We start from the raw sequence: 23,880 nt of genomic DNA on the forward strand, positions 1-23,880 counted from the left end.
CGGGGGAGTTGGGGTCCAGGCCCCATGATTAATCGCCGTAGACGGCGGGGTCCAGTTGGAAGGCGAGCCCTTGCCAGTCCGTCTGTCCGGCGTCGCGGCGGGCGCGGTTCTCGGCGGCGATCCGGCGGTAGAGCGCCAGCGCCTCACGGTCGTCCATCTGGGCGGTGTCCAGGTCCAGATGCTCGGCCAGAAGCTCGCAGCGGGTTGCGCGGACAACCTGCGGATCCCAGACCGAGGCGTTCATTTCGATGTCGCCGAAGAACGACCGGCGGGCGATGTTGCATGAGCCGATGGTCATCCAGGCGTCGTCGACCAGCATCACCTTGGCGTGGACATAGACGTCGTGCCGCCGGCCTTCGGCGTCGGCTCCAGCGATCCCCACCAGGGCGAAGCGCTCATGCCGGCCGAGCGCGGCCAGCAGGTCGAACAAGGGCCGGCTCTCCGGTCGGCTCTTGGCGGCCTTCAACTCGCCATAGGCCTCGGCGGGTGTCAGGGCGACCACCTCAACCCCGCGAACCAGGGCCGCGTCCAGGGCCTGGATCACGTCCGGATCGAACACGGTCTGGTTCTCGATGTAGATCGTCCGCCGGGCGGCGGCGATGGCGCGCAGGTACTGTTCGGCGATGGACAGCTCACCTTCGGCGATCGTGTAGGGAACGTGGCCCGCGGCGGCCGCCGGGGTCGCATAGAGCCCGGCCTTGACCGTGCGCTGGATCTGCACCCGGCTGTCACCGGCCGGCGCGGAGACCATGATCGGGAAGGCCAGGTCGGCGACGTCGCCCCAGGCGCCATCCGGAGCCGCCCGCTCGCTGGCGTCGTTCCAGCGCTGGACGAAGTTGTGGTGCACGTCGCTGGCTGAGGGGCCGGCGACCTCGACATAGACGTCGTGGACATGGCGCTCGCCGCCCAGGATCCGGTGGCCAGGGGCGACCACATAGTCCGGACCAAGGTTGATACCGCCGACAAAGGCGACCTCGCCCGTCTCACCTGCGTCGATCATCCAGCTCTTCTGGTGCTGGCAGTATCCCTTCTGGGCCCGATCCCAGCGCATCTTCACCGGGGAGCCCCGCTCGGCCAGCATCCGCCGCTGGTCGCCAGAGCCGGAGAAGGTCGCCTGCTCCACCCGCTGGCTCTCAGGGTTCACGCGCCAGAACAGGGCCCGCACGTCCAGGCCCCGCGCCGCCGCCCGGTCCAGCACATCGAACAGTGATCCACGTCCGTCGGGCATCAGGAAGCCTGCGTCGAGGAAGGCCACGGTGACCCAGACGCTGCGCTGGGCGGCTTCGACCGCCTCGCAGATGCGCCGGAAGGCGGGCTCGCCGTCAATCAGCGGGCGCACGCGGTTGCCGTCCCGCACCGGATAGGCGGCGCGCTCGGCCGCCGGGATGTGAAGGGCGGCGTCCAGCCCGGTCTGGCTCATCTGTTCGCTCATGCGCGTCTCCCAGCGTCCCGCCGCGCCCAAGGCGACGACTCGGCTGGACGTTATAGGCGCGGCTTATGTCGGAACATCCGTCGCCGCCCGAAGCGGGTTCTCTGACGGTCTACGACCAGGCCGAGCCTCAGGCGGGTGATCCGGCCTGATAGGCGACGGCCTCGGCGACGACGACGTAGCGGACTTCAGGGCGGGCCGGGTCGGCCAGGTGTTCTGCGCAGGCGCGGGCCGCGGCGTGGTCGTCAAAGGGACCGAAGGCGCGGGGCCAGGGCAGGTGGCCGTCGGCGGCGAAGCGGCCGCCGACCACCCAATAGCCGCTCGCCGGCCGGGTTGCGGGCTTGGGGATCACGACAGGGCCTCCCAGGCGAGGTCGCCGGCGTAGCGGTGCGTCGTGCGGCCCGCATCGTCCAGGGCGAACAGGTGGATCCATTGGTTGTCGACCAGGGTCCGGGCGCCGGGCTGTCGGGCGATCACCTGGCTCATCGCCTGCGGCGTGGTTGCGACGAAGACATTCAGCCGGACCGGCTCGTGCACAAAGCGCGTCCCGTCATGGATGGACTGCATCGGCAGGCCGGTCCGCAGGTCTCCGGCGTTGCCCTCCAGCACGCCGATCCGTCCACAGACATTGTGCAGGGTCTTGTCCCCGGCGCCGAAGGCCCGGTTATCGACAGTGGAGCCGTAGTATTGCAGGCTGATCCAGCTGGCCACGACCATGGGCGCGGTCAGGATCAGCTCCAGCACCGACAGGTCGGCGTCGGCGTGGCGGTCATAGCTGTGCAGGAAGGCGCGGCCCTCCAGGTTGCGGCCAGCGGTCAGACGCCGGGGCGCAGCGATAAAGGCCCCGGCCCGGGCGAGGCCCCATTCCGGCCGCACCTGCGACCAGTCTCGGGACCGGGCGACCAAAGCCTCGGGGGCAGAGGGCGTCAGGCCCAGCAAGGGCGCGCGCTCGGCCCGCACCTGGGCCGAGGCCCGCGCCAGCCGCGCCTTGGCGACCACGATGTCCGCGGCGTGGCTGGCCGGAACCTTGGCCAGGTCCAGCAACCACAGGTCGTCGGTGGTGGTGTCGTGCAGCGCCGCCAGGAACCAGGTGTCGGCGGGGATCGCCACGCCGCGAACGGCGAGGCCCTCGCGAACCTGCGGATCGTTCAGCAGGGCGGCGGCGAACCGGGCGTTGGGCGCGCCGCTATGGCCGCCACAGGCCCCGCAATCCAGACCCGCCGCATGCGGATTGTTCACGGTGCTCGACCCGTGACCGACCAGCAGCACCAGCCGCGCGAAATCCCGCGTGAGGGACATGCCCTTGAGCGCGCCGTGCGCCATGTCGATGCGGCTGGCCAAGGGGACGTGGTCCAGGTGCAGGTGGGGCTCGGGCGGGGGGACGTCATGTCCGGCGGTGGGCCGGGCGGCCTTCAGCAGCTTGGCGCCATAGGCCAGGCCGAACGCCTCCACGAACCCGAAGCAGGCGACGGCGGAGTCCTTGAAGCGCGACCAGAAGGCCTGTCCGGCCCGCCGGGACGCGGCGCCGGCGGGAGCATGCGCTTCGACGCAGACCGAGGGCTGCAGCAGCACCGGGCACTGGGCGTGGACGTGACCCTCGGCGTCGCCATAGGCCAGGGGCATGCCGAAGAAGCCCGCGAAGCCCAGGGTCTCGGCCTGCGGCCAGGCCTCTTCCAGGGCGCGGCGATAGAGCTCGGAGCGGACGTCGATGCAGAACACCGCCTGGACCTGGGGCCTAAGCGGCCGCGTGGTCTGCGGGCCGGCGGCGAGGTCGCTGACCAGGCGGGCCTGATAGCCCCGCTCGTAGGCCGCATGCAGGATGAGGTCGATGGCCAGGTCATCCTCGCCCCGCGCAGGCGCCGCAGCGGTCGAAGCCGCGAGGGCCTGGCGCCAGGCGGTGCGGAAGGCCTCGTCATCCCGCTGCCGGAACAGGGCGTAGCCCCAGATCACCCGGATCGCCAGCAGGTCCGCCAGGGCGTGGCCGTCGGCGCCGGCTTGCTCAGCCTCCCAGTCCAGCCGCCGGACATAGGCGGCCCAGCCCCGGATATCGAAGAGCGCGCGATAGAGGTACTCGCCCCAGGCCGACGGCGGGATATGGAGCGCCTCTAGCACCTGCCGGATCGCCTCAAGCGGAGGCTCGGGGAGTTCGGCGACGATGCGGGAGAGGTTCCTGACCCCCATGGCCCGGGCGTTGGCGTCGTGGCGGACATAGATCCGCCAGGCGGCCAGAAGCGGCTTGCCCCGCCAGGGCGCGGACCAGACCGCCTGGCCCTCGTCGAAATAGGCGGCGCACCACTTGGAGATCTCATCGACCATGAAGGCGGTGCGCGAGACCTGCCGGTCGCCGGCGGACAAGGTGTCCAGCACCTCGGCCACGGTGGCGATCCGGGTGGGCGAGATGGGCGCGCGGGGCGGCTGATCCAGGGCCGCGAGGATGACGTCCGGCGTCAGGCCGCGGGCGGTGTGCGGCTGCGTCGCCACGGCCAGGTCCTGCAGGCTGATCCGCCCCGACTGCACGGCGTCGCGATAGAAGCTGCGCGGCATCAGCATCCGGGCGCCGGTCTGGCGGGCGAGGGTGCGGGCCGCCTCGTCGAAGGGCGTGTCGGCGAAGCCCAGGAAGGGATTGACCGCAACGAAGCTGGCGAGCGGCCAGACCGGTGCGATGCGCTGGCAGGCCTCGGCGATGGCGGCCGCCAGGGCGGCGTCGAGCGAACCCTGATCCGGCGCAGCGTCGAGGGGCTGGGCGGACTCCAGGGCGGACAGGTCGAGCGCGAGGGTCATTGGGCGGCTCCATCTTGGGCGGCGAACTTGGGCGGGGCCGGCCAGAACCGGAGCGCCCAGCGATTGGCGAGGGTGTTGAGGTAGAAGCCGTTGGCGACCACGGCGTAGGCGCGGGCCCAGCCGGTCGCGCCGTCAGCGCGGGGCAGCACCAGCTGCAGCCCGACAAGGCCGGCCATCAGGGTCAGGGCGGCGATGGAGACGCCGACCGCCAGGGTCGAGGGCGCGGGCGGCGGGGGCAGGACGCCTGCCACCAGCTGGGCGAACAGGGCCTGGGCCAGGCCGTAGCCGGCGACCGCCAGGGCGCTGGTGGCGAGGCCGGCCGCCATCATGGTGCGCGACCCGCACTCCCAGGCGTAGATCAGCACCCGCGCCAGGCCCAGGGCCAGCACCCCGGTCAGCACCAGCACGCCTGGATCCTTGGCCGGGCCAAGACCGATCCAGGCCGCCAGGCTGGCCGCTGCGCCCACGAGCAGGGGCAGGGCCAGGCCGGCGGCCAGGGGCGCGTGGCGCCGGGCGCGGGGCGTCGACCCATGAGCCGCGGCGCCCCCCGCCGACAGGAAGGCGTGGGCCTTGTAGAGCGAGTGGGCGACGATGTGCAGCAGGGCGGCGGAAAAGGCGCCCAGGCCGCATTCCAGCAGCATGAAGCCCATCTGGGCGATGGTGGAGTAGGCCAGGCCCACCTTGACCGAGGTCTGGGTGAGCAAGACCAGCGAGCCGAAGATGGCGGTGGCGGCGCCGACCACGATCAGCAGCAACAGGGCGCCCGGCTGGGCCGCCAGCACCTCGGCGAAGCGCAGCATCAGGAAGCCGCCGGCATTGACGACGCCGGCGTGCAGCAGGGCCGAGACCGGGGTCGGGGTCTCCATCACCTCCAGGATCCAGCCGTGGAACGGCAGCTGGGCCGAGGAGAAGACGGCGCTGAGCGCCAACAGCAGGGCCGCGAGGCTAAGGGTCGGGACGGGCAGGGCGCCGGCCCGCTCCAGGATCTGGGCGATGTCGGTCGTGCCGGTCGCCCGCCACATCATCACCGCGGCCAGGATCAGGCAGGCCTCGGCCAGCCGGCTCACAAGGAACCGTTTGCGGGCCGCCAGCACGGCGGCCTGGCGCTCGCCGCGGAACAGCAGCAGCCGGTTGACCGCCAGGCTCGCGCCGATCCAGCAGAGCACCAGTTGCAGGAGGTCGCCGGCCAGGACCAGGCCTTGGACCAGGCCCAGGGTCAGGCTGAGCGTGCGCAGGAACTGGGCCTGGCGAGGGTCACCGGCCAGGTAGTTGCGGCTGTAGCCCAGGACCACCCAGCCGATGAAGCCGATCAGGGCGCTCATCACCCCGCTGAGCGGATCAAGCCGGAGCGAAAGCCCGAGCGGATCCCCGCCGACCAGGGGCAGGGTGAGCGAGCCGAAGACCAGCGGATAGGCGAGGGCGAAGGCGCCGGCGCCCAGGCCGACCAGGGCCGTGATCCGTGAAGCGCGCAGCACGCCGGGCGCGCCGCCGGGCGTCAGCGCCAGGGTGAAGTGCGCCAAGGGCGCAAGCGCCGCGAACCAGACAAGCCAGGCCATGTGTCGTCTCCGGGTGGAAGGCGACCGTGCTTCTATGCACGAGATGTTGTTCGTGGAAATTCATTGTTTGAACGCGTCTGTTCGCTTTTATATAAAAGCGATATGTCCCAGCTGAACTACAACCACCTGCGGTACTTCTGGGTGATCGCCCATGAGGGCGGTCTGGCGCGGGCGGCCGAGCGGCTGAACGTCGCCCCCTCGGCCCTGTCGGTTCAGCTGCAGAAGCTCGAGGCCCAGATCGGCCACGCCCTGTTCGAGCGGGTGGGGAAGCGGCTCAAGCTGACCGAGGCGGGCCGGGTGGCGCTCGACTATGCCGATACCGTGTTCAAGACCGGCGAGGAGTTGCTGAACACCCTGCGCGGCCGGCCGGACCTGGACCGCAAGGCGGTGCGGATCGGCGCCCTGCCCACCATGTCGCGGAACTTCCAGCTGGAGTTCCTGCGCCCCCTGGTCGGCCGCAACGATGTGGAGCTGGTGGTCCGCTCGGGCTCCCTACGGGAACTGCTGCAGGAGCTGGAGGCCCAGGTGCTGGACATCGTCCTGGCCAACAGCCCGGCGCCCAGCGACGCCCGATCCTCCCTCCGCAGCCATCTGCTGGACCAGACGCCGGTCAGCATCGTTGGGCGGCCAGAGCTTGGCGGCTTCCGGTTTCCGCAGGATCTGGCGACCACGCCGATCCTGTTGCCCAGCCTCGGCAGCGAGATGCGCCAGGCCTTCGACCAGCTGGTCGACCTCGCCGGCGTGCGGCCGTTGATCATGGCGGAGGTGGACGACATGGCCATGCTGCGCCTGCTGGCGCGGGAGCGGCAGGCTGTCGCCCTGGCTCCGCCCATCGTCGTGCGCGACGAACTGAACGCCGGGGTGCTGGTCGAACTGCACCGCATCGAGCGGCTGGCCGAACGCTTCTACGCCATCGTCCAGAACCGGCGGTTCCCCAATCCTCTGTTGGGCGCGCTGCTGCCGGCTCGGTGACGGTCTAGGCCTGCTGAGCCCTGCGTCGCTCGGCGTATTCCTCGGCGCGGGACAGCAGGACCTCGAGGTCGGCCTCGGAGATGTCGAAGGTTTCGCCGGCGTCGGCCAGGGCCATGCGGATGTCGTCGTGGTGCAGGCGGCCCGCCGCGGCGGTGACGGCGACAGGCGCCGGCCGGTGCGGATAGGAGTGGCCCGACGCGCGGTGGAACAGCCAGCCTGTCGCCACCACCACCGCGGCGTTGAGGGCCACGAGGCCGAAGGGAAAGGCGAAGCCCGCCGCCCAGATCGCCGGGCCGCCGACCACAGCGGTCATGGCCACGGCGCCGCCCGGCGGGTGCAGGCACCGGAGCAGGGACATCACCAGGATCGCGCCGGCCACCGCAACGCCGATGGCTTCCGGGCCATGACCAAGCCAGCGACTGACCAGGATGCCGATAGTGGCGGAGGCGACACTGCCGCCGAAGATCGGCCAGGGCTGGGCCATCGGGCTGGCCGGCAGGGCGAACAGCAGCACCGCGGAGGCCCCGATGGGGGCGATCATGGCGGGCAGGTCGGGGCCGCCCAGGCGCGCCTGCGCGCAGATCATCGCGGTGAGGACCAACCCGACCAAGGCGCCGCCCGAGGCGACGATCCGGTCGTGCAAGGTGGCTCCAGCCAACAGGGGATGGAAGATGTGGAAGGCAGGCTTGGGGGGTGACAAGGCGGTGTCCGTGGCGGCTCTGGCCGCTTACTAGCCCGGCGCGCCCGCACTTGCCTTCCATCATTTCTCGCAGCGCCCGCAGCCTTGCCTTGACCAAACCGCGTCGGCGACCGAGAGGGGCGCTCTGAAGTTGGGGCGAGACGCGAGGGAAGATCATGGCCGGCGAGGGTGCGGGGCGCGACTGGCAGGACTGGGCCATTCGCCGGATCGAGGCCGACTACACCCGCTCGGCCGACACCCACCTGCGCCACCTGCCGGTTCCGGCCCTGCCGTCCATCGCCATCTACCTGAAGGACGAGTCCAGCCACCCGACCGGCAGCCTGAAGCACCGTCTGGCCCGGTCCCTGTTCCTCTACGCCCTGTGCAACGGTTGGCTGAAGCCGGAACGACCGGTGATCGAGGCCTCCAGCGGGTCCACCGCGGTGTCCGAGGCCTACTTCGCGCGGATGATCGGCGTGCCCTTCATCGCTGTCCTGCCGCGCAGCACCGCCGCCCCCAAGATCGCCGCCATCGAGGCCCAGGGCGGGACCTGCCGGTTCGTGGACAAGCCCGCTGAGGCCTATGGCGTGGCCAGCGCCCTGGCCGCGGAACTGGATGGCCACTACATGGACCAGTTCACCTATGCCGAGCGGGCCACGGACTGGCGCGGCAACAACAACATCGCCGAATCCATCTTCCTGCAGATGGCCCGCGAGCCCGATCCCGAGCCGGAGTGGGTGGTCTGCGGCGCCGGGACGGGCGGGACCTCAGCCACCATCGGCCGTTATGTGCGCTATCATCGGTTCCGCACCCGGGTCTGCGTCGCCGACCCCGAGGCCTCGGTGTTTCACCGGCATTGGGCGGACCGGACGGTGCAGGCCGTCGATGGGCCGGGCAGCCGGGTGGAGGGCATCGGCCGGCCCCAGGTGGAGCCCAGCTTCATCCCCCCGATCATCGACCGCATGGAGCCCGTGGCCGACGCGGCCTCCATCGCCGCGGCCCGGGTGGTCAGCCGCCGGCTCGGCAAGCTCTGCGGCGGCTCCACGGGCACCAATGTCTGGGTCTGCGCCACGATCGCCACCGAGATGGCCCAGGCGAAGCGGCCGGGCTCCATCGTCTCGATCCTTTGCGACGATGGCGAACGCTATCGCGACACCTATTTCTCTGACGCCTGGGTGGCCGCTGAAGGGTTGGACCTGGCGCCCTACACCGCAGCCCTGGAGGCGTTCTTCGAGACCGGCCGCCTGGTCACGCCAGACATCGCTGCAGGCGGGGCCTGACCTTCAGGAACCGCCCATAGGCCCAGTCCAACAGGCGCAGCACGACCGGGATCCGCGCCGCCTGGCCGAGGGGCCAAAGCAGGGGGATGGCGCGCCACATGGCGGCGAAGGCGGCCGCGCCGCTGCGGATCTGGCCGTCCTCCAGCGCATGGAAGCGGGCCAGCAGTTCGGCGCGGTCCAGGGGACAAGAGGTGTCCCCCTGGGCGACATCGACGAAGTCGATCCGCCCGGCGCGGTCCAGGCGTCGCATCAGGGCGATCTCCCGACGGCAGAGCGGACAGGCGCCGTCGTACCAGACGACAACGGAAGGGGTCGGCATGGGCTCGGGTTTCAGCAGGACAACATAAGAAACCGATGTGGCGTCGTCCCCGCGCGGGCGCCACCTGACCTAAAGCCCATGTTGACCGAACAAGGGCTGCTGAGGCGCGATGGTCCCATGTCGGGATCCGATCTTCCACGTCCGCTGGTTCTCTTGGGACTGTCCGGTATCGCGCCCCAGGCGCTTTGCCTGGTCCTTGCCGTGGCGCCGGGACCCTATCGCTGGGTGGCCCTTGCGGCCGGGTGCTTCTACGCGGCGATCATCCTGTCCTTCCTCGGTGGTCTTTGGTGGATGGCCGGTCTTCTGGGCGGGCTGAAGCGGACCTGGGTCTACGGCCTGGCCGTGGCGCCCAGCCTGATCGGTTGGGCTGCGCTGCTGCCGTGGAACCTCGGCTGGTCGTGGCCGGCGCCGTCCCTGCTGTTGCTGGGCGTCGTTCTGCTCACCAGTCCGGTGGTCGATCGGGTGCTGGCGCGCCAGATCACCCTGCCGTCCGGCTGGATCCGGCTGCGGATCATCATGGCCTCGGGCCTGGGCGGGCTGACCCTCGCCCTGGGCGTTGCAGGCCTTGCGTTGGGGTAGGGCCATGCCGGCGGTCCTGACCGACTTTCCCCCGACCCGGGCCGCCGCGCTTGAACGCCTGGAGGCCTTCGCGCCCCGCGCCGGACGGGCCTATGCCGAGGGGCGCAACACCGACCCTGGACCTGGCCGACCCACCGCCGTCTCACGGCTGTCGCCCTATCTCCGACGACGGATGATCACTGAGCGCGAGGTGGTCCAGGCTGTCCTGGCTCACCACGACGCCCGCGCCGCGGACAAGTACCTGCAGGAAGTCCTGTGGCGCACCTATTGGAAGGGCTGGCTGGAGCAGCGCCCCTGCGTCTGGACCCGCTTCCTCAGCGAACGACGGCGGCAGATGGAAGGCGTGGACACGCGCGCCCTGCGCCACGCCGAATGCGGTCTCACCGGGATCGAGGGCTTTGACGATTGGGCGCGAGAGCTGGTGGAGACCGGCTACCTGCACAATCACGCCCGGATGTGGTTCGCCTCGATCTGGATCTTCACCCTGCGCCTGCCCTGGGCCCTGGGCGCCGACTTCTTTCTGCGCCACCTGATCGACGCCGATCCGGCTAGCAACACCCTGTCCTGGCGCTGGGTGGCGGGCCTGCAGACCCCGGGCAAGACCTACCTGGCGACACGGGACAATATCGCGCGCCACACCGAGGGCCGCTTTGCGCCGCAAGGCCTGGCGCGCGAGGCCATCGCTCTGACCGAGCCGCCTCTTGCCGCGCCTCGCGCACTTGGGGAGCCGCCCTGTCCGCCGACAAACGACCCGAGCCTGTTGCTGGTCACCGAGGAAGACCTGCATCCGGACTCCCTGATGGTCGAGGCGCCGCCGATCTCCTCGCTCCTGGTGGTCGCCGATCCGGACCTGGCCTGGGGCGACAAGGCCCGCCGCTTCACCCGCGCCGCGGCCTCGGACGCCTGTGTCCGGATCGGCGCGCACTTCGGTCGGCCCGCCGCCATCGCCGACCGTCTGGATCGCGAGACCCTGGCCGCCGCCGCGCGATCCGCCGGGGTTCGCCGGATCGAGACGGCCTATGCGCCTATTGGCCCGGTCGCTGACCGCCTGGCCAGCCTGACCGCCGACCTGGCCGCCGAAGACATCGTCCTGGTCCAACGCCGCCGCGACTGGGACGGCCGCTTCTGGCCCCACGCCACCCGCGGCTTCTTTGGCTTCAAGGCGGAGATCCCGGCCGTGCTGGCCGCGAGCGGGCGGACCTGACAGGTCTCGGCGCCTTGCCGGATGATCGCCATGCGTTCAGATAGCGGCAGACCGTCTATTCAGGTTGATTTGTCCGGGCGCGCTCCGGGGCCGTGATCGCCCTTGGCCGCCCCTATTGGTTTTGTTGGTTTCGTCATTTCAGGCGGCGCCGTGGCGGGGCTTTCACCGCCTGTATCGTCGCCGATCATTGAATTCATGCATTTGGGAGGACGCGTCATGGGGCTGTATCAAGCCAATCCGGGGGCAGGGACCGAGGTCGCGGATCTGCGGACCTATCTCGAGGCCCACAACGGGATGAAGGGGTTGGAGATCCTGGAGCCTTCGGATGTCCAGCACGCCGCCCAGCTGTTCCGCCGTGACGGCTTCGTGGTCATCGCCAACGCCCTGACCTCCGAGCAGACGGACTTTCTGGCCAAGGGCTGCGCCGAGGTGATCGAGGGCATCCTGGCGCTCGACGAAGATCGCGCCGGCAACCGCGGCTCGCACCGTTATTCCTTCGGCGGCTCCAGCCTGACCCGCAGCCAGCTGCACCGCCCCGAATGGCAGATGCTGCTCGACGTGCCGGTGGTCGATCAGGTGGTCAGCGAGATCTTTGGCTCCCAGGACTACGTCCTGCGCGCGGCCAGCGGCGACTTCTGCCTGCCGGGCGCGGTCGAGTACCAGCCCCTGCATTCTGACATTCGCGACTGGCGCTCCAGCACCTCGACGCCCTTCAGCGCCTTCTTCGATCCCGAGGGTGAGCTGACCATCCGCGACCTGCCGTGCCCCTATGTGTGCGTGAACTTCCTGCCCCAGGACGTGACCCGCCTGAACGGGCCAACGCGGCAGATCCCGGGGACGCAGAAGTCCCGCGTCCGCATCCCGTCCCTGGCCGACGAGCCGGAGTGGATGCGGCTCAGCACCGTCTGTCCCGCGCCGGCCGGCGCCATCATGGTGCGCGACGTCCGCGCCTGGCACGGCGGGACGCCGAACGTCTCCGACGCTATCCGCTCGATCCCTAACCTGGAGTTCTACGCCCCCTGGTTCCGGGAGCCGATGGTTCCGGGCATCGACTATGCGGACTATCAAAAGCTCTCCGCGCGGGCCCAGCAGATGGCGCGCTTCTGCGTCGCCGATTCCGGCCAGAAGCTGGTGACCGGCCCCACCCTCCGGGCGCTTTGAGGCTCAGCTGATGCAGTATCGGACGCTTGGCCGGACGGCGCTGAAGGTCAGTCGCCTGGCCCTTGGCACCATGAACTTCGGCCCCCGCACGGGGAGCGCCGAGGCCTTCGCCATCATGGACCAGGCGGTGGACCAGGGGATCAACCTGTTTGACACCGCAAACCAGTATGGCGGCGCCCTGGGTGTCGGGACCACCGAGACGATCCTTGGGGACTGGCTGGCGAGCAATCGCGACAAGCGCGAGCGGTTGGTCTTGGCCACCAAGGTTCACGAGCCGATGTCCGACGACATCAACGATCGGGGGCTTTCCGCGCGGCATATCCAGATGGCCTGCGAGGCCAGCCTGCGCCGGCTGGGCGTCGACCACATCGACCTCTACCAGATGCACCACATCGACCGGTTGGCGCCGCCGGAAGAGATCTGGCAGGCGATGGACCGGCTCATCGCCCAGGGCAAGATCACCTATGTGGGGTCGAGCAACTTCCCAGGCTGGAAGATCGCCCAGCTGAACGAGCGCGCCCGCGCGCAGGGCCGGCTTGGGCTGGTCAGCGAGCAGAGCCTCTATAACCTCGTCGAACGTCGCGCGGAGATGGAGGTCATTCCGGCCTGCGAGGCCTATGGGCTGGGCCTGATCGTCTGGAGCCCCCTGGCCGGCGGTCTGTTGGCAGGGCCGCCAGCGGGCGGGGAGGGACGTCGCAGCGCCGCGGGCGTGCAGGCGGCGGCCCAGGCCCTAGGCGCAAAGCTCCAAGCTTATCACGACCTCTGCGCCGGGACCGGGCGCGACCCGGGCGAGGTGGCGCTGGCCTGGCTGCTGGCCCAGCCGGCGGTGACCTCGGCGATCATCGGCCCGCGCACCGGCGACCAGCTGACCAGCGCCATGCGCGCCGAGGCGACGCCGCTGTCGCCGGAGACCTTAGCGGCGCTGGACCAGATCTTCCCGCCCTGCGGACCGGCGCCCGAGGCCTATGCATGGTGAGCGACACGCCATGGCGTAAGGGCTGGGTCGAGGTCGCGGGCGGTCGCCTAGCCTATCACCGGACCGGCGGGTCGGGGCCGGTCATGGTTCTGGCCCACGGCCTGACCGACAACGGCCTGTGCTGGTCGCGGCTGGCGAACGCCTTGCAGGATCGCTTCGACATGATCCTGCTCGACGCGCGGGGGCATGGCGAAAGCGCCAGGATCAGCGACGGCCCGCCACACGACCCGGGCGTGGATCTGGCGGAGGCCTGCGAGGCCCTGGGCCTGGTCGCCCCCATCATGGTCGGACACTCGGTGGGCGCCCGCGCCGCCTTGGATTTCGCAGCGCTTCGGCCCGATGGCCTGGCGGCCCTGGTGCTTGAGGATCCGCCGTTGCTGCCCCTGCTCGACGCCGCCAAGACCGAGCGGCGGCGCCTGGGCTTCCAGCAGGATGTGGAGGCGATGCAGGCGCTGTCCGACGACGGGCTCGCCGAAAGGGGGCGCCAGTCTCATCCGACCTGGGATGAGGGGGATTCTCCGGCCTGGAGGAGCTCCAAGCGCCAGGTCGACCCGCGCGCCTATCCTGAGTTCCAACGCCCCTGGCAGGCCGCCCTCGCGGCCGTGACAGTCCCGACCCTCCTCGTCTGCGGGACGGTCGCTGATGGCTCTCTGGTCAAGGACGACATCGCCGCCGAGGCTTCGGCGCTCAACCCGCGGCTGGAGGTCGTGCGCATCGAAGGCGCTGGCCACAATACGCGGCGGGAGAACTTCCCGGCCTACCTGGACGCCGTCTCGAACTTCCTGAGCCGCGTCACGGGCTACTGACCGGATCAGGCTCTCGGCAGAAGCAAGCAGGCGCGCAGGCCCGACATCTGAGACGCTTCCAGCCAGACGCGGCCGCCATAGAGGGTGACCAGGTCGCGGACGATGGCGAGGCCCAGACCTGATCCGGGCGCCTGTTCGTCCAACCGCTCGCCGATGTCGAACACCAGCTCCCAGGCCTCTGGCGGCAGGCCCGCGCCGTCGTCGTCGATGCAGATCTTGATCCCGTCCCGCGCCGTGACGGCCGTGACCTTCACCTGGCCGGTCGCCCACTTGCCGGCGTTGTCCAGCAGGTTGGCGATCACCTCGCCGAGATCCAGCGGATCCATGGCGACCTGAAGCGTCTCGGCGATGTCAGCCTCGAAGCTGACGCCGCGCGGACCGTGGAGCCTGCGCATGGCGGACAGCACCGGCGTCACCACGGCCCCAACCTCGCAGGCGATCCCCGGCGTTCCATGGGAGGCCGCCGCCCGGGCTCGGGCCATCTGGAAGTCGATCTGGCGGCGCATGCGCTCGATCTGGGTCTGCAGAACGCCGGCGGCTTCGCCCTGACCGGCCGTGTTCAACCGCTCGGCTTCATCGGCGAGGATCGCCAGGGGCGTCTTGAGGGCGTGGCCCAGATTGCCCGCCTGGGTCCTGGCCCGACGCAGCATCTCGCTGTTCGCCTCCAGGAGGGCGTTCAGGTCGGCGGCCAGGGGGCGGACCTCGCTGGGCAGGTCCTCGGGCAGGCTGTGGGCCTGGCCGCTGCGCACCGCCGCCAGCGCCTCGCGAACCCGCGCCAAGGGGCGAAGGCCGAACCAGATCTGGGCGCCGGCGGCGAAGATCAGGCCCAGGGCGATGAAGCTCAGGGACAAGGCCAGGGTCCGATTGAAGCGCGCAAGCACCTCATTCAAAAGGCGTTCGTCCGAGCCGATGGCGATCCGCAATGGGGCCGCGGCGCCCGGCGGGGTGACGATCCGCTCAACCAGCCTCAGTTCCCCGGTCGGCCCTTGGATGAAGCTGTGCCGCTCGTGGCCGGGGGCCGGGGCCGGAACGCCAAGCACCAGCGCCGCGCCCTCCAGCGACGGGGAGACCAGCCGCTGTCCGTCGGCGGACGAAAGCTGCCAGTAGAATCCCGACCGGTGCGGCAGGAAGCGGGGGTCGCTCAGCCGGCGATGGATCTCCGGCGCGCCGTCCGGCCGAACGCCGGCCAGGGCCGCCAGCTCCGCGGCGTGGCCATGCAGCTCGTCATCAAACTGCTGGGTGACGTGGGCGCGGAACAGTTCCGACAGAACCACGCCGCTGACCGCCATCCCGGCGGTGATCCAGATGATCGCGCCGATGATCAGCCGGGTGCGGAAGCTGCTCCACAGGCCTGCGGACGCTCTCATCCCTCCATCCTGTAGCCGAGGCCGCGAATGGTGCGGATCACGTCCTTGCCCAGCTTCTTGCGCAGCCGGCCCACATAGACCTCGATCGTGTTGGACTCGCGCGTGTCGTCCAGGGCGTAGACATGGTCGGCCAGTTCGCCCTGGGAGACGATGCGCCCGGTGCGGTGCATGAGGTAGGTCAGGACCATCAGTTCACGGGCGGTCAGGTCCACCGCCTTGCCCTTCAACCGCACCTGGCCTGCTGACGGATCCAGGGTGATGTCGCCGCGGACCAGTTCCGGCTGCGCGCGGCCGGCGGCGCGGCGGGTCAGGGCGCGCAGGCGGGCGACCACTTCGGCGGACTGGAAGGGCTTGCCCAGATAGTCATCGGCGCCGGCGTTCAGGCCTTCGACCCGATCGGTCCAGGCGTCGCGGGCTGTGAGCACCAGGACGGGCGTGTCGACGCCGGCGCGGCGCCAGGCCTTCAGCACCTCGAGTCCCGACATGACCGGCAGGCCAAGGTCCAGGATCACGGCCTCGAAATCGTTGGTTTCGCCGAGGATCCGGCCGGTATCGCCGTCGGCGGCGTGATCCACGGCGAAGCCCGCCTCGGCCAGGGCCGCCATCAGGCGCCGGGCGAGGTCGAGATCGTCTTCGATGAGCAGAATGCGAATGCTGAGGCTCAAAGTTCAGGGCGCTTTTTAGCACCGGAGGCTGAAACGGGCCTGAACAGCGGAAGCGTCGGCGTTCAGTTTCGTTTCAGCTTGGCTTCAGGCGGGCTTCAGCCTGGCGGCGCAAGAGGGGCTTAACCTTCACGCGAGCCTCCCCATGCCTCTTTCTCGACGCGTCCGCCGCCTGGGCGCGCCCCTCGTCCTCGGTGTCCTCATCGCCCTGCCTTGCGCCGCCCAGTCTGCGCCCCTGAAACTGGCTCCAGCCCAGGAGCGGGCCATGGGCCTGGTCTTCGCCCAGGTGGCGCCGGCCAGCCAAGCGCCCCTGGCCAGCCTGGCCGCCAGCGTCACCCCGCCGATGAACGGCCGCAAGATCGTGGCCGCCCCCTTCGCCGGCATGGTGATGGAGGTGCATGTGCTGGAGGGACAGTCGGTGAAGGCCGGCTCGCCCCTGGCCACCTTGTTCAGCCGCGACGCCCTGTCGGTGTCCTCTGAGCTGGCCCAGGCGAGGGCGGAGCTGAACGCCGCCGCCGCCGCGGCTCGCCGCACGCGCACCCTGGCCCAGGAGGGCATCGTCGCTGGCGCCCGCCTGGTGGAGGCCGAGGCCCGCGCCGCCCAGGCCCGGGCCATGGTCAACGAGCGTCAACGGCTGATGTCGGTGGCCGGCGGCGCCGGCGCCCGACCAGGCGAGTATGTCCTGCGCGCGCCCATTGCCGGCAAGGTGGCTCAGCTCGACCTGCAGCCCGGCGGCGCCCTGGAGGCCATGGCGATGGCCGCGGTCATCGACCGCGAGGATCGCCTGTGGCTGGAGGCGCGGCTGCCGCCGGCCCTGATGGGCCAGGTGCTGGTCGGCGCGCCGGTCCGGGTTGGCCAGGCTGAGGGCAAGGTCATCGCGGTCGGCTCGTCCATCGATCCGCGAACCCGCTCTGTTGTCCTGCGCGCCGAGATCGGGACGGGCTCCGGCCTGGTCCCGGGCCGCACAACCAATATGACGGTGATGGGCAAGGCGCCTGCGGGCGCGGTGGGCGTGCCCAAGTCGGCCGTGACCCAGCTGGGCGGCCGTGACGTGGTCTTCGTCCGCGGGCCCCAGGGCTATGTCGCCCAGCCGGTGACGGTGATCGGGGCGGCGGGCGACCGCGCCGTGCTGACCGGCCTGGCGGCGGGGACGACGGTGGTCACCTCCGGCGTCATCCAGTTGAAGTCGGCTCTGGGACGCTGAGCCGCTCATGTTTCAGCGCCTGATCTCCCTCGCCCTGTCCCAGCGCCTGCTGGTGATCGTCCTGACCCTGGCCCTGATTGGGGTGGGGGCCAACGCCTATCTGAAGCTGCCGGTCGACGCCTTTCCGGACATCTCGCCCACCCAGGTGAAGATCATTCTCAAGGCCCCCGGCATGACGCCCGAGGAGGTGGAGACCCAGGTCATCACGCCTCTGGAAATGGAACTGCTGGGCATTCCCAAGCAGGTCATGCTGCGCTCGGTGGCCAAGTACGCCATCGCCGACCTGACCATCGATTTCCAGGAAGGCACGGATGTCTACTGGGCGCGCCAGCAGACCTCTGAACGCTTGGCCAACGCCCTGTCGGGCCTGCCGCAAGGGGTGAGCGGAGGGCTTTCTCCGATCTCGACCCCCCTGTCCGACGTTTTCATGTTCACCGTCGAGGGCGGCGGGCTCACCCTCGAACAGAAGCGCAGCCTGCTGGACTGGACCATCCGTCCGGCCCTGCGCGGTCTGCCGGGCGTGGCCGACGTCAATGTGCTGGGCGGCCGGGCCAGGACCTTCGAGGTTGTGCCGGACCCCGCGGCGCTGGCCGCGGCCGGCCTCACCGCCGACGACCTGATCCGCGCCATCCCAGAGTCCAACCGCAATGACGGCGCGGGCCGCCTGACCGAGGGCGAGGAAGCCCTGGTGGTGCGGGTCGCCGGCGCCGTGACCAGCCTGTCCGACCTGGCCGAGACCACGATCCCCCTGCGGGGCGGCGGCGTGGCGCGGCTGGGCGATATCGCCGAGGTCCGCGAGGGCGCGCTCACCCGCTATGGCGCGGTGACCCAGGACGGCAAGGGCGAAGCCGCCGAAGCCATCGTCATCGCCCTGCGTGGCGCGGACGCCAAGACGGTGGTTCATACCGTCGAGACGCGCCTGGCCGAACTCAAGCCCAGCCTGCCGCCGGGCGTCAGCATCAAGCCGTTCTACAATCGCTCCGAGCTCATCGAGCGGGCCACCGGCACGGTCACCGAGGCCCTGCTGGAGGCGACGGTCCTGGTAGTCCTGCTGTTGCTGGTCTTCCTGGGCGACCTGCGGGCTGCGGCCGTGGTGGCGGTCACCCTGCCGCTGGCGGCCCTGTCCACCTTCCTGCTGATGCATAGCTTCGGCCTGTCGGCGAACCTGATGAGCCTCGGCGGCCTGGCCATCGCCATCGGCATGCTGGTCGACGCCGCCGTGGTGGTGGTCGAGAACACGGTCGAGCGCCTGACCGACCCCAAGGTGTCCGGCTCACGCCGGCTGCACCTGATCTTCGAGGCGGTGAAGGAAGTCTCCGTGCCGGTCGCTTCCGGCGTGGTGATCATCTGCCTGGTCTTCATGCCCCTGCTGAGCCTGCAAGGTCTGGAAGGCAAGCTGTTCGCGCCGGTGGCCCTGACCATCGTCTTCGCCCTGGCCTCGTCCCTGGTGCTGTCCTTCACCGTGATCCCGGTGCTGGCCTCGATGCTGATCAAGGCCCGGCCGCACCACGAGAGCTGGCTGATGCGCAAGGTGGGGCCCTTCTACCAGCGCCAGCTGGAGCAGGCGCTCGCGCGGCCCCGGCCGGTGTTCGCTGCAGCCGGCGGCGGCATGCTGCTGGCGGTGGTGGCCTATGTGCTGGTCGGCAAGAGCTTCATGCCGACCATGGACGAGGGCGCGATCCTGATGCAGCTCGCCAAGCCCGCCTCGATCAACCTCGACGCCAGCGCGCGTCAGGACATGGACGTGCAGCGGGCCATCCTGGCCCGGGTGCCGGAGGTCAAGGAGATCATCGCCCGGGTCGGCTCTGACGAACTGGGCCTCGATCCCATGGGCCTGAACGAGACCGACACCTTCCTGGTGCTCGCCGACCGCAAGGATTGGCGCCGGCAGGACAAGGCCTGGCTGACCGAGGAGATCCGCAAGGTCGCCGCCGAGTTCCCGGGGGTGGAGTCCACCTTCACCCAGCCGATCGAGATGCGGGTCTCCGAGATGCTGACCGGCAGCCGCGGCGACCTGGCGGTGAAGGTCTTCGGGCCAGACCTGAAGACCCTCGACGAACTGGCCGTCCGCATCGAGGCCTCCCTCAAGAAGACCCGAGGGGCCTCCGACGTCTACACGACGGCCGGTGAGGGGGTTCAGTACCTGCAGTTCGATATCGACCGGGCGGCCGCCCAGCGCGCCGGCCTGCCGGTGCAGGCGGTGCAGGCCGAGCTCCGGGCCCAACTTGAGGGAACCCAGGCCGGCGTCGTCTTTGAACCCGGCCGGCGCACGCCGATCCTGGTGCGCGGCCCCGACGCCCTTCGGGAGGATCCGGCGATCTTCGAGCAGACCCAGATCGCTACGCCGGACGGCGGCGCGGTGCGGGCCGCCGACATCGCCCAGGTCCAGCGCCGCGAGGGTCCGGTGAAGATCGACCGGGAGAACGGCTCCCGCTTCGCCGTGATCCAGGCCTATGTCAGCGGCCGCGACCTGGTCGGCTTCGTCAAGGACGCCCAGGCCAATGTCGCCCGGGACGTGCCCTTGCCTCAGGGCTATCGCCTGGTCTGGGGCGGTCAGTTCGAGAACCAGAAGCGCGCCGCCGCCCGCCTGGCGGTGGTGGTGCCCATGGCGCTCGCCCTGATCTTCCTGGTGCTGTTCATCACCCTGCGTTCGGTGCGCCAGTCCCTGCTGATCCTGGCCAACATCCCGTTCGCGATGATCGGTGGCGTGCTGGCCCTGTGGATTTCGGGCCAGTACCTCTCGGTGCCAGCCTCGGTGGGCTTCATCGCCCTGCTGGGCATCGCCGTCCTGAACGGCCTCGTCCTGGTCTCGCACTTCAACGAGCTCCTGGAGCGCGGGGTCGAGCTCAGCCGCGTGGTGGTGGAGGGGTCACGTCGCCGGCTGCGGCCAGTGCTGATGACCGCCTCGATCACCGCCCTCGGCCTCGTGCCCCTGCTCACCGCCACCGGACCAGGGTCGGAGATCCAGAAGCCCCTGGCCATCGTGGTGGTCGGCGGGCTCTTCACCTCGACCCTGCTCACCCTGATCCTGCTGCCCATCCTCTACCGCCGGTTCGGCCTGGAGCGCGGCGCTGAAGCTCTGGAGACCGCACAATGAAGCGTCTCGTTTCTCTCCTGGCCCTCCTGGCCCTGGCGCCGGCCGCCAACGCCGCCGAGCAGGGCCTGGCGCGGCCGGACTTCCTGCCCGCTGACACCCAGATCATGACGGCCCTGGAGGCCAGCCCCAGCGTGGCGGAGGCCCGCGCCATGCTGGGCGCGGCCGGCGCCGAGGCCCGTGTCCTGGCCGCGGGGGATCATGAACTGTCCATGGCCACCACCCTGGACCAGCGCCGCATCCGGGGCGCGGGGGACTATTCCGAATGGTCCGTCCAGCTCAGCCGGGGCCTAAGGACCCCCGGCAAGCGGCTGATGGACATGAAGGCCGGCGAGGCCGGGGTCGGCGCGGCCCGCGACGGGGTCGAGGACGCTGTCCACCAGGCCTCGCTGCAGTTGGCCGACCTCTGGGTCGCCTGGCTGGAGGCCGAGGCTCGCGCCAACCTGGATCGCGCAGAGGTCGCCACCTATGCGCGGGACGTGGCGGGGCTGAAGCGCCGCGTCGCGCTGAAGGACGCCGCGCCCCTGGACCTGCAGCAGGCGGAGGCGGCCCTGGCCCGCGCCCTGGCCCAGGCCGCGGAGACGGAGGGGCTCGCCGCCGCGCGCCGCGCCGAGCTGGACGCGGGTTTCCCCGGGCTCGCCCCGCCCAACCCGCCCGGCCTGTCCGCGCCCCAGACGCCCCATCGTCCCTTCGAGGCCTGGCGCACCCTGATCCCGGAGCGCAGCCACGAGATCCACATCGCCCGGCTGCTGGCCGACCGGCAGGGCTATCTCGCCCGTCGGGCCAGGCTTGACCGGATGCCCGATCCGACCTTGGGCCTGCGCACCTTCAATGAGCGGGGCGGGGAGGAGACCGGCTTCGGGCTGACCCTGTCGGTGCCGCTTGGCGTCGCCCGGCGCAGCGCCACCGCTGATCGCCAGGCCGCCGAAGCCGCCGCCGCCGAGGCGCGGTGGGCGCGGATGGTCCGCGAGGTGGGCCGCATCGCCGAAACGGACGTCATTGCGGCGCGCTCGGGCCTGGCCGCCTGGAAGGAGGCGGCTACCGCGGCCCAGGCGACGGAGGTCTCGGGCGGCCGAATTCAGCGGGCCTATGAGCTGGGCGAGCGGGACCTGGCCGACCTTCTGGTGGCCCGGCGTCAGACTTTCGAGGCCCAGCGTCAGGAGCTGGCCGCCCGGGCGCGGGCCAACGCCGCGCTCCTGAAGCTCGCCCTCGACGCCCACGAGCTGTGGCTGCAGGAGGATCACGAGTGATGGCCGGCCTCGAGGTCGTCCTTGCGGCCGCCGTACAGGTGCTCGGCGGCCCCGTCGTCGAGGTCGAGCCCAACTCCGCCGTGTCGGTCCGCAACTTGACCTTGGCGGAGACGGACACGGGCTGGCGGATCTCAGCCTTCGTCTGTCGCCCGCTCGGCGCGGTCGGCGCCTGGCCGGACCGGGTGGTGGTTGAGCGCCTCGACGGCCAGGGGCAGGTGGCGGAGACCCGCTGGGTCCCGACGCCGCGCCTCGCGGCTGGCCGGGCCCGCCCCGGCTGCCGTCCTCTGACCCTGCGCTTCGAGACCCCGCCGGATCCCCAGGGTCGAGTCATCGTCCGCTTCGACTAGAACCGCCCGGAGACCTGGAAGCCCAGCGCCCGGGACCCTTCTGGTCCTCCTTTGAACAGGCGCAGCTCCGTGCGGTCCACGACGCCGGACGCCCGGCTGCCCTTGAAGAAGGTCCGCGTCCGCTCCTCCGACGCCCCCAGCAGGTTGTTGGCGAAGATGCGGATGGTCACCGGCTTCACCGCCGTGGTTTCAAAGAACAGGTCCAGCCGGGGCTTGGCGCGGTCATATTCGTAGAGCTCGGCCCGGCGGTATTCCTCGCGGCCCGCCCATTGAACCAGAGACACGCCCCAGGCCGAGGACAGCGTCGGCAGGTTGTCGCGGAAGTTGATGACATAGGCCCAGGGCTTGTTGCCGGCGTTCAGGACCGGTGCGCCGGCCGCCGTGCCCTGGCGCTCAAGCGGGATCGAGAAGGCGCGGTCTTCGCCAGTGATCGGATCTGTGACCCGGGTCCGCTGATAGAGACCGTTGAACCGGAGCTCCGCATTGGGCAGCCCGATGGCGGTCAGGGGTGTCGAGCCCCGCAGCTCAATCCCGATCCGCGTTCCATCGCCGATGTTCCCATAGGCGTCGAAGCCGCCGATATCGACCAGGTCGTGCACGTCCTGCACCTTGTCGGCGAAGACGGCCACCGTCATGGCCTTGCGGGCCGCGAACTGACGCTCCCACTCGATCCGCGCCTTCCAGGCCTTTTCCGGGGCGAGGTTCGGATTGCCCTGGATGGTCGAGGTGTTGACGAAATCGATGGCGCTGGAGAACTCGGCGAAGTCCAGTTGCGCCACATCACGCTGCAGGCTGAAGCGGAGGCTGGACTTCGGGTTGAAGGCGTAGACGGCGCTTACCCGCGGCTTCACGAACTGGAAGCTCCGCTCCTTCTGCTGGTCGCCCGTCTGGGTGATGCGCGAGACTTCGACGTTAAGACCCGCCTCAAGGGTCAGGCGCGGATTGACGGTCCAGATGTCAGAGGCGAACACCTCCCCACGGGTCTCCTCGACCCGTGCGTCTGACACCGCCAGGGCCACCGGGACGACCGGCCCGCCGCGCAGCTGGTTGGTGATGTCCAGCGTGGTGTCGCGATAGTTGAACGCGCCCTCGGCCCCTACCTCAAGCGCATGGGCGGCGGCCTGCCATTTGAACTGGCCGCGGACGATCCGCTCGCCCCCGCGGGTCGAGCGGTCCTGGGTTCGGGTCAGGAAGGACGACGGAAACGTCTGGATCTCAAAGCGGTCGTGCTGGTCGACGCTGGAGTTCGACACCAGGGTGATCAGCTTGATGGAGGCGCCCGAGCCCAGCCGATGTTCCCAATCGCCGCCGAACTCGACGGTGTAGTTGCGATCATAGTCGGTCTGGCCCAGCAGAAGCTGCCGTGGCGCGTTGGTCGGCGAGACTTCCGCCTGGACGATCTCGAGGTCGTTCCAGGTCGGGGCGACCTGCAGGCTGAGGTTCACGGAATCGCTGGGGCCGGGCCGCCAGCGCAGGTTCGCTGACGAGGTGAGCCCGATGTTCTGGGGCTTCTGGAGCTGGAGCCTTGAGCCGGTCGGGATCGCGGCGGCCCCGTTGGTCAACCGCTCCTGGACGACGCCGCGACCCAGCAGGTTCGGCGACTGGAAGTCCACCGCGAGTGTCGCGTTCGGCGCCAGGGTGAAGGTCCTGGACAGCTGGGCGACCCATCCGATCCGGTTGGAATACTGGATGTGGCGCGCACCCACCGTATAGGTCGTGGATGCATCCTGCCGCGCCGCCTGGCTGACGATGACATTGACCATCTGGGATTGGCCCCGGACATCGACGGAGGCGTCGCTGCCGGAAAGCAGGTCGATCCTGACCACGCTGCTGGCCGGGATGCGTTTCAAGAGGTCGCTGCTGAGGGTCTTGGTGCTGGGCCGCTCACCATTGATCAGCAGGTTGCCAGCGGTGGCGCCGAAGCCGCGTCGATCATCGCCGTCGCGGAGTTCGAACCCCGGCACCCGTCCCACCATGTCGGCGGCGGTCACCGGATTGTAGGGCGTGAAGAACGCCGCCTGGAAGGTCGTCGCCGCCGATGCGGGGGCAGGGGGCGTCAGCGACGGCGCCGCCTGGGCCGCCGAGGCCAGGCCCAGCATCAGCACCGCAAGGGAGAGCGCCCGATGGGACGCTCCCGACACGGGTTCCCGAACCTTCATGCTGTTTCCGCCCCAGTGAGTCTAATTTTTGTACTCTCAGATTGAGCGGCGGCCA

General features: G+C 70.3%; 20 protein-coding genes. 11 read left to right on the top strand and 9 right to left on the bottom strand.

Annotated features, from left to right (window positions below):
* Window positions 1–28: 28 nt before the first annotated feature.
* The 4 genes from ACFQ27_RS00495 to ACFQ27_RS00510 form a co-directional block, all read right to left on the bottom strand.
* Window positions 29–1,432, bottom strand: coding sequence for a phospholipase D-like domain-containing protein (locus tag ACFQ27_RS00495; protein ID WP_377351976.1), 1,404 nt, complete (start codon window positions 1,430–1,432; stop codon window positions 29–31).
* A gap of 127 nt (window positions 1,433–1,559) precedes the next feature.
* Window positions 1,560–1,781 carry a hypothetical protein gene (locus ACFQ27_RS00500; RefSeq protein ID WP_377351977.1) on the bottom strand — a complete coding sequence of 74 codons (222 nt, stop codon included), beginning with the start codon at window positions 1,779–1,781 and terminating at the stop codon, window positions 1,560–1,562.
* Window positions 1,778–4,210, bottom strand: coding sequence for a YbcC family protein (locus tag ACFQ27_RS00505; protein ID WP_377351978.1), 2,433 nt, complete (start codon window positions 4,208–4,210; stop codon window positions 1,778–1,780). The genes ACFQ27_RS00500 and ACFQ27_RS00505 overlap by 4 nt, the downstream gene beginning before the upstream one ends.
* Window positions 4,207–5,766, bottom strand: coding sequence for an NADH-quinone oxidoreductase subunit L (locus ACFQ27_RS00510; protein WP_377351979.1), 1,560 nt, complete (start codon window positions 5,764–5,766; stop codon window positions 4,207–4,209). Before ACFQ27_RS00510 ends, ACFQ27_RS00505 begins: the two co-directional genes overlap by 4 nt.
* A gap of 102 nt (window positions 5,767–5,868) precedes the next feature.
* On the opposite strand from ACFQ27_RS00510, the gene ACFQ27_RS00515 reads away from it, so the two are divergent.
* Window positions 5,869–6,738 (top strand): LysR family transcriptional regulator, encoded by an 870-nt coding sequence (locus tag ACFQ27_RS00515; protein WP_374345607.1) that lies wholly within the window; start codon window positions 5,869–5,871, stop codon window positions 6,736–6,738.
* 4 nt (window positions 6,739–6,742) lie between these two features.
* Here ACFQ27_RS00515 and ACFQ27_RS00520 read toward each other — a convergent pair whose 3' ends face one another.
* Window positions 6,743–7,381 (bottom strand): HPP family protein, encoded by a 639-nt coding sequence (locus ACFQ27_RS00520; protein ID WP_377351980.1) that lies wholly within the window; start codon window positions 7,379–7,381, stop codon window positions 6,743–6,745.
* Window positions 7,382–7,593: 212 nt separating this feature from the next.
* On the opposite strand from ACFQ27_RS00520, the gene ACFQ27_RS00525 reads away from it, so the two are divergent.
* On the top strand, window positions 7,594–8,697 hold the full coding sequence (locus tag ACFQ27_RS00525) for a PLP-dependent cysteine synthase family protein (RefSeq protein WP_374345604.1): 1,104 nt from the start codon (window positions 7,594–7,596) through the stop codon (window positions 8,695–8,697).
* Here ACFQ27_RS00525 and ACFQ27_RS00530 read toward each other — a convergent pair.
* On the bottom strand, window positions 8,666–9,016 hold the full coding sequence (locus ACFQ27_RS00530; RefSeq protein WP_377351981.1) for a thiol-disulfide oxidoreductase DCC family protein: 351 nt from the start codon (window positions 9,014–9,016) through the stop codon (window positions 8,666–8,668). The genes ACFQ27_RS00525 and ACFQ27_RS00530 overlap by 32 nt on opposite strands.
* Window positions 9,017–9,133: 117 nt before the next feature.
* Here ACFQ27_RS00530 and ACFQ27_RS00535 point away from each other — a divergent pair, with 117 nt between their 5' ends.
* The 5 genes from ACFQ27_RS00535 (at window position 9,134) to ACFQ27_RS00555 (ending at window position 13,742) form a co-directional block, all read left to right on the top strand.
* Complete coding sequence (locus tag ACFQ27_RS00535) at window positions 9,134–9,595, top strand: DUF3429 domain-containing protein (RefSeq protein WP_377351982.1); 462 nt, start codon at window positions 9,134–9,136, stop codon at window positions 9,593–9,595.
* A 4-nt stretch (window positions 9,596–9,599) separates the two neighbouring features.
* Window positions 9,600–10,799, top strand: a complete 1,200-nt coding sequence (locus ACFQ27_RS00540) for an FAD-binding domain-containing protein (RefSeq protein ID WP_377351983.1) — start codon at window positions 9,600–9,602, stop codon at window positions 10,797–10,799.
* A gap of 216 nt (window positions 10,800–11,015) precedes the next feature.
* The gene (locus ACFQ27_RS00545; RefSeq protein ID WP_377351984.1) at window positions 11,016–11,960 is read left to right on the top strand and encodes a phytanoyl-CoA dioxygenase family protein; all 945 of its coding nucleotides are present in this window, start codon (window positions 11,016–11,018) and stop codon (window positions 11,958–11,960) included.
* 10 nt (window positions 11,961–11,970) lie between these two features.
* Window positions 11,971–12,936 carry an aldo/keto reductase gene (locus tag ACFQ27_RS00550; protein ID WP_377351985.1) on the top strand — a complete coding sequence of 322 codons (966 nt, stop codon included), beginning with the start codon at window positions 11,971–11,973 and terminating at the stop codon, window positions 12,934–12,936.
* Window positions 12,933–13,742 (top strand): alpha/beta fold hydrolase, encoded by an 810-nt coding sequence (locus tag ACFQ27_RS00555; RefSeq protein WP_377351986.1) that lies wholly within the window; start codon window positions 12,933–12,935, stop codon window positions 13,740–13,742. The genes ACFQ27_RS00550 and ACFQ27_RS00555 overlap by 4 nt, the downstream gene beginning before the upstream one ends.
* A gap of 5 nt (window positions 13,743–13,747) precedes the next feature.
* Here ACFQ27_RS00555 and ACFQ27_RS00560 read toward each other — a convergent pair whose 3' ends face one another.
* Together ACFQ27_RS00560 and ACFQ27_RS00565 are read right to left on the bottom strand one after the other, a co-directional pair.
* Window positions 13,748–15,109: an ATP-binding protein gene (locus ACFQ27_RS00560; protein ID WP_374345597.1), complete on the bottom strand. Its 1,362-nt coding sequence runs from the start codon at window positions 15,107–15,109 to the stop codon at window positions 13,748–13,750.
* A complete protein-coding gene (locus tag ACFQ27_RS00565; protein ID WP_374345832.1) occupies window positions 15,106–15,762 on the bottom strand; it encodes a response regulator in 657 nt (218 codons plus the stop codon). Before ACFQ27_RS00565 ends, ACFQ27_RS00560 begins: the two co-directional genes overlap by 4 nt.
* A gap of 154 nt (window positions 15,763–15,916) precedes the next feature.
* On the opposite strand from ACFQ27_RS00565, the gene ACFQ27_RS00570 reads away from it, so the two are divergent.
* From ACFQ27_RS00570 to ACFQ27_RS00585, 4 genes are read left to right on the top strand one after another with little or no spacing between them, the layout of a single operon-like run.
* Window positions 15,917–16,975: an efflux RND transporter periplasmic adaptor subunit gene (locus ACFQ27_RS00570; protein ID WP_377351987.1), complete on the top strand. Its 1,059-nt coding sequence runs from the start codon at window positions 15,917–15,919 to the stop codon at window positions 16,973–16,975.
* Window positions 16,976–16,982: 7 nt separating this feature from the next.
* A complete protein-coding gene (locus ACFQ27_RS00575; RefSeq protein ID WP_377351988.1) occupies window positions 16,983–20,072 on the top strand; it encodes an efflux RND transporter permease subunit in 3,090 nt (1,029 codons plus the stop codon).
* Entirely contained in the window at window positions 20,069–21,319 is a 1,251-nt protein-coding gene (locus tag ACFQ27_RS00580) for a TolC family protein (protein ID WP_377351989.1), read from the top strand. Before ACFQ27_RS00575 ends, ACFQ27_RS00580 begins: the two co-directional genes overlap by 4 nt.
* A complete protein-coding gene (locus ACFQ27_RS00585) occupies window positions 21,319–21,666 on the top strand; it encodes a hypothetical protein (protein ID WP_374345593.1) in 348 nt (115 codons plus the stop codon). Before ACFQ27_RS00580 ends, ACFQ27_RS00585 begins: the two co-directional genes overlap by 1 nt.
* Here the strand turns inward: ACFQ27_RS00585 and ACFQ27_RS00590 are convergent.
* Entirely contained in the window at window positions 21,663–23,825 is a 2,163-nt protein-coding gene (locus tag ACFQ27_RS00590) for a TonB-dependent receptor plug domain-containing protein (RefSeq protein WP_377351990.1), read from the bottom strand. The two genes, ACFQ27_RS00585 and ACFQ27_RS00590, sit on opposite strands and share 4 nt — an antisense overlap.
* Window positions 23,826–23,880 lie beyond the last annotated feature (55 nt).

The sequence above is a fragment of the Phenylobacterium conjunctum genome, assembly GCF_042679085.1.
In the GTDB taxonomy this organism is placed as follows: Bacteria; Pseudomonadota; Alphaproteobacteria; order Caulobacterales; family Caulobacteraceae; genus Phenylobacterium; species Phenylobacterium conjunctum.

What these genes read in the sequence shown, in the direction of transcription:
- ACFQ27_RS00495 (WP_377351976.1), bottom strand. Translation starts at nt 1,432, where the DNA reads ATGAGCGAACAGATGAGCCAGACCGGGCTGGACGCCGCCCTTCACATC.
- ACFQ27_RS00505 (WP_377351978.1), bottom strand. Translation starts at nt 4,210, where the DNA reads ATGACCCTCGCGCTCGACCTGTCCGCCCTGGAGTCCGCCCAGCCCCTC.
- ACFQ27_RS00510 (WP_377351979.1), bottom strand. Translation starts at nt 5,766, where the DNA reads ATGGCCTGGCTTGTCTGGTTCGCGGCGCTTGCGCCCTTGGCGCACTTC.
- ACFQ27_RS00515 (WP_374345607.1), top strand. Translation starts at nt 5,869, where the DNA reads ATGTCCCAGCTGAACTACAACCACCTGCGGTACTTCTGGGTGATCGCC.
- ACFQ27_RS00525 (WP_374345604.1), top strand. Translation starts at nt 7,594, where the DNA reads ATGGCCGGCGAGGGTGCGGGGCGCGACTGGCAGGACTGGGCCATTCGC.
- ACFQ27_RS00530 (WP_377351981.1), bottom strand. Translation starts at nt 9,016, where the DNA reads ATGCCGACCCCTTCCGTTGTCGTCTGGTACGACGGCGCCTGTCCGCTC.
- ACFQ27_RS00535 (WP_377351982.1), top strand. Translation starts at nt 9,134, where the DNA reads ATGTCGGGATCCGATCTTCCACGTCCGCTGGTTCTCTTGGGACTGTCC.
- ACFQ27_RS00540 (WP_377351983.1), top strand. Translation starts at nt 9,600, where the DNA reads ATGCCGGCGGTCCTGACCGACTTTCCCCCGACCCGGGCCGCCGCGCTT.
- ACFQ27_RS00545 (WP_377351984.1), top strand. Translation starts at nt 11,016, where the DNA reads ATGGGGCTGTATCAAGCCAATCCGGGGGCAGGGACCGAGGTCGCGGAT.
- ACFQ27_RS00550 (WP_377351985.1), top strand. Translation starts at nt 11,971, where the DNA reads ATGCAGTATCGGACGCTTGGCCGGACGGCGCTGAAGGTCAGTCGCCTG.
- ACFQ27_RS00560 (WP_374345597.1), bottom strand. Translation starts at nt 15,109, where the DNA reads ATGAGAGCGTCCGCAGGCCTGTGGAGCAGCTTCCGCACCCGGCTGATC.
- ACFQ27_RS00570 (WP_377351987.1), top strand. Translation starts at nt 15,917, where the DNA reads ATGCCTCTTTCTCGACGCGTCCGCCGCCTGGGCGCGCCCCTCGTCCTC.
- ACFQ27_RS00575 (WP_377351988.1), top strand. Translation starts at nt 16,983, where the DNA reads ATGTTTCAGCGCCTGATCTCCCTCGCCCTGTCCCAGCGCCTGCTGGTG.
- ACFQ27_RS00580 (WP_377351989.1), top strand. Translation starts at nt 20,069, where the DNA reads ATGAAGCGTCTCGTTTCTCTCCTGGCCCTCCTGGCCCTGGCGCCGGCC.
- ACFQ27_RS00585 (WP_374345593.1), top strand. Translation starts at nt 21,319, where the DNA reads ATGGCCGGCCTCGAGGTCGTCCTTGCGGCCGCCGTACAGGTGCTCGGC.
- ACFQ27_RS00590 (WP_377351990.1), bottom strand. Translation starts at nt 23,825, where the DNA reads ATGAAGGTTCGGGAACCCGTGTCGGGAGCGTCCCATCGGGCGCTCTCC.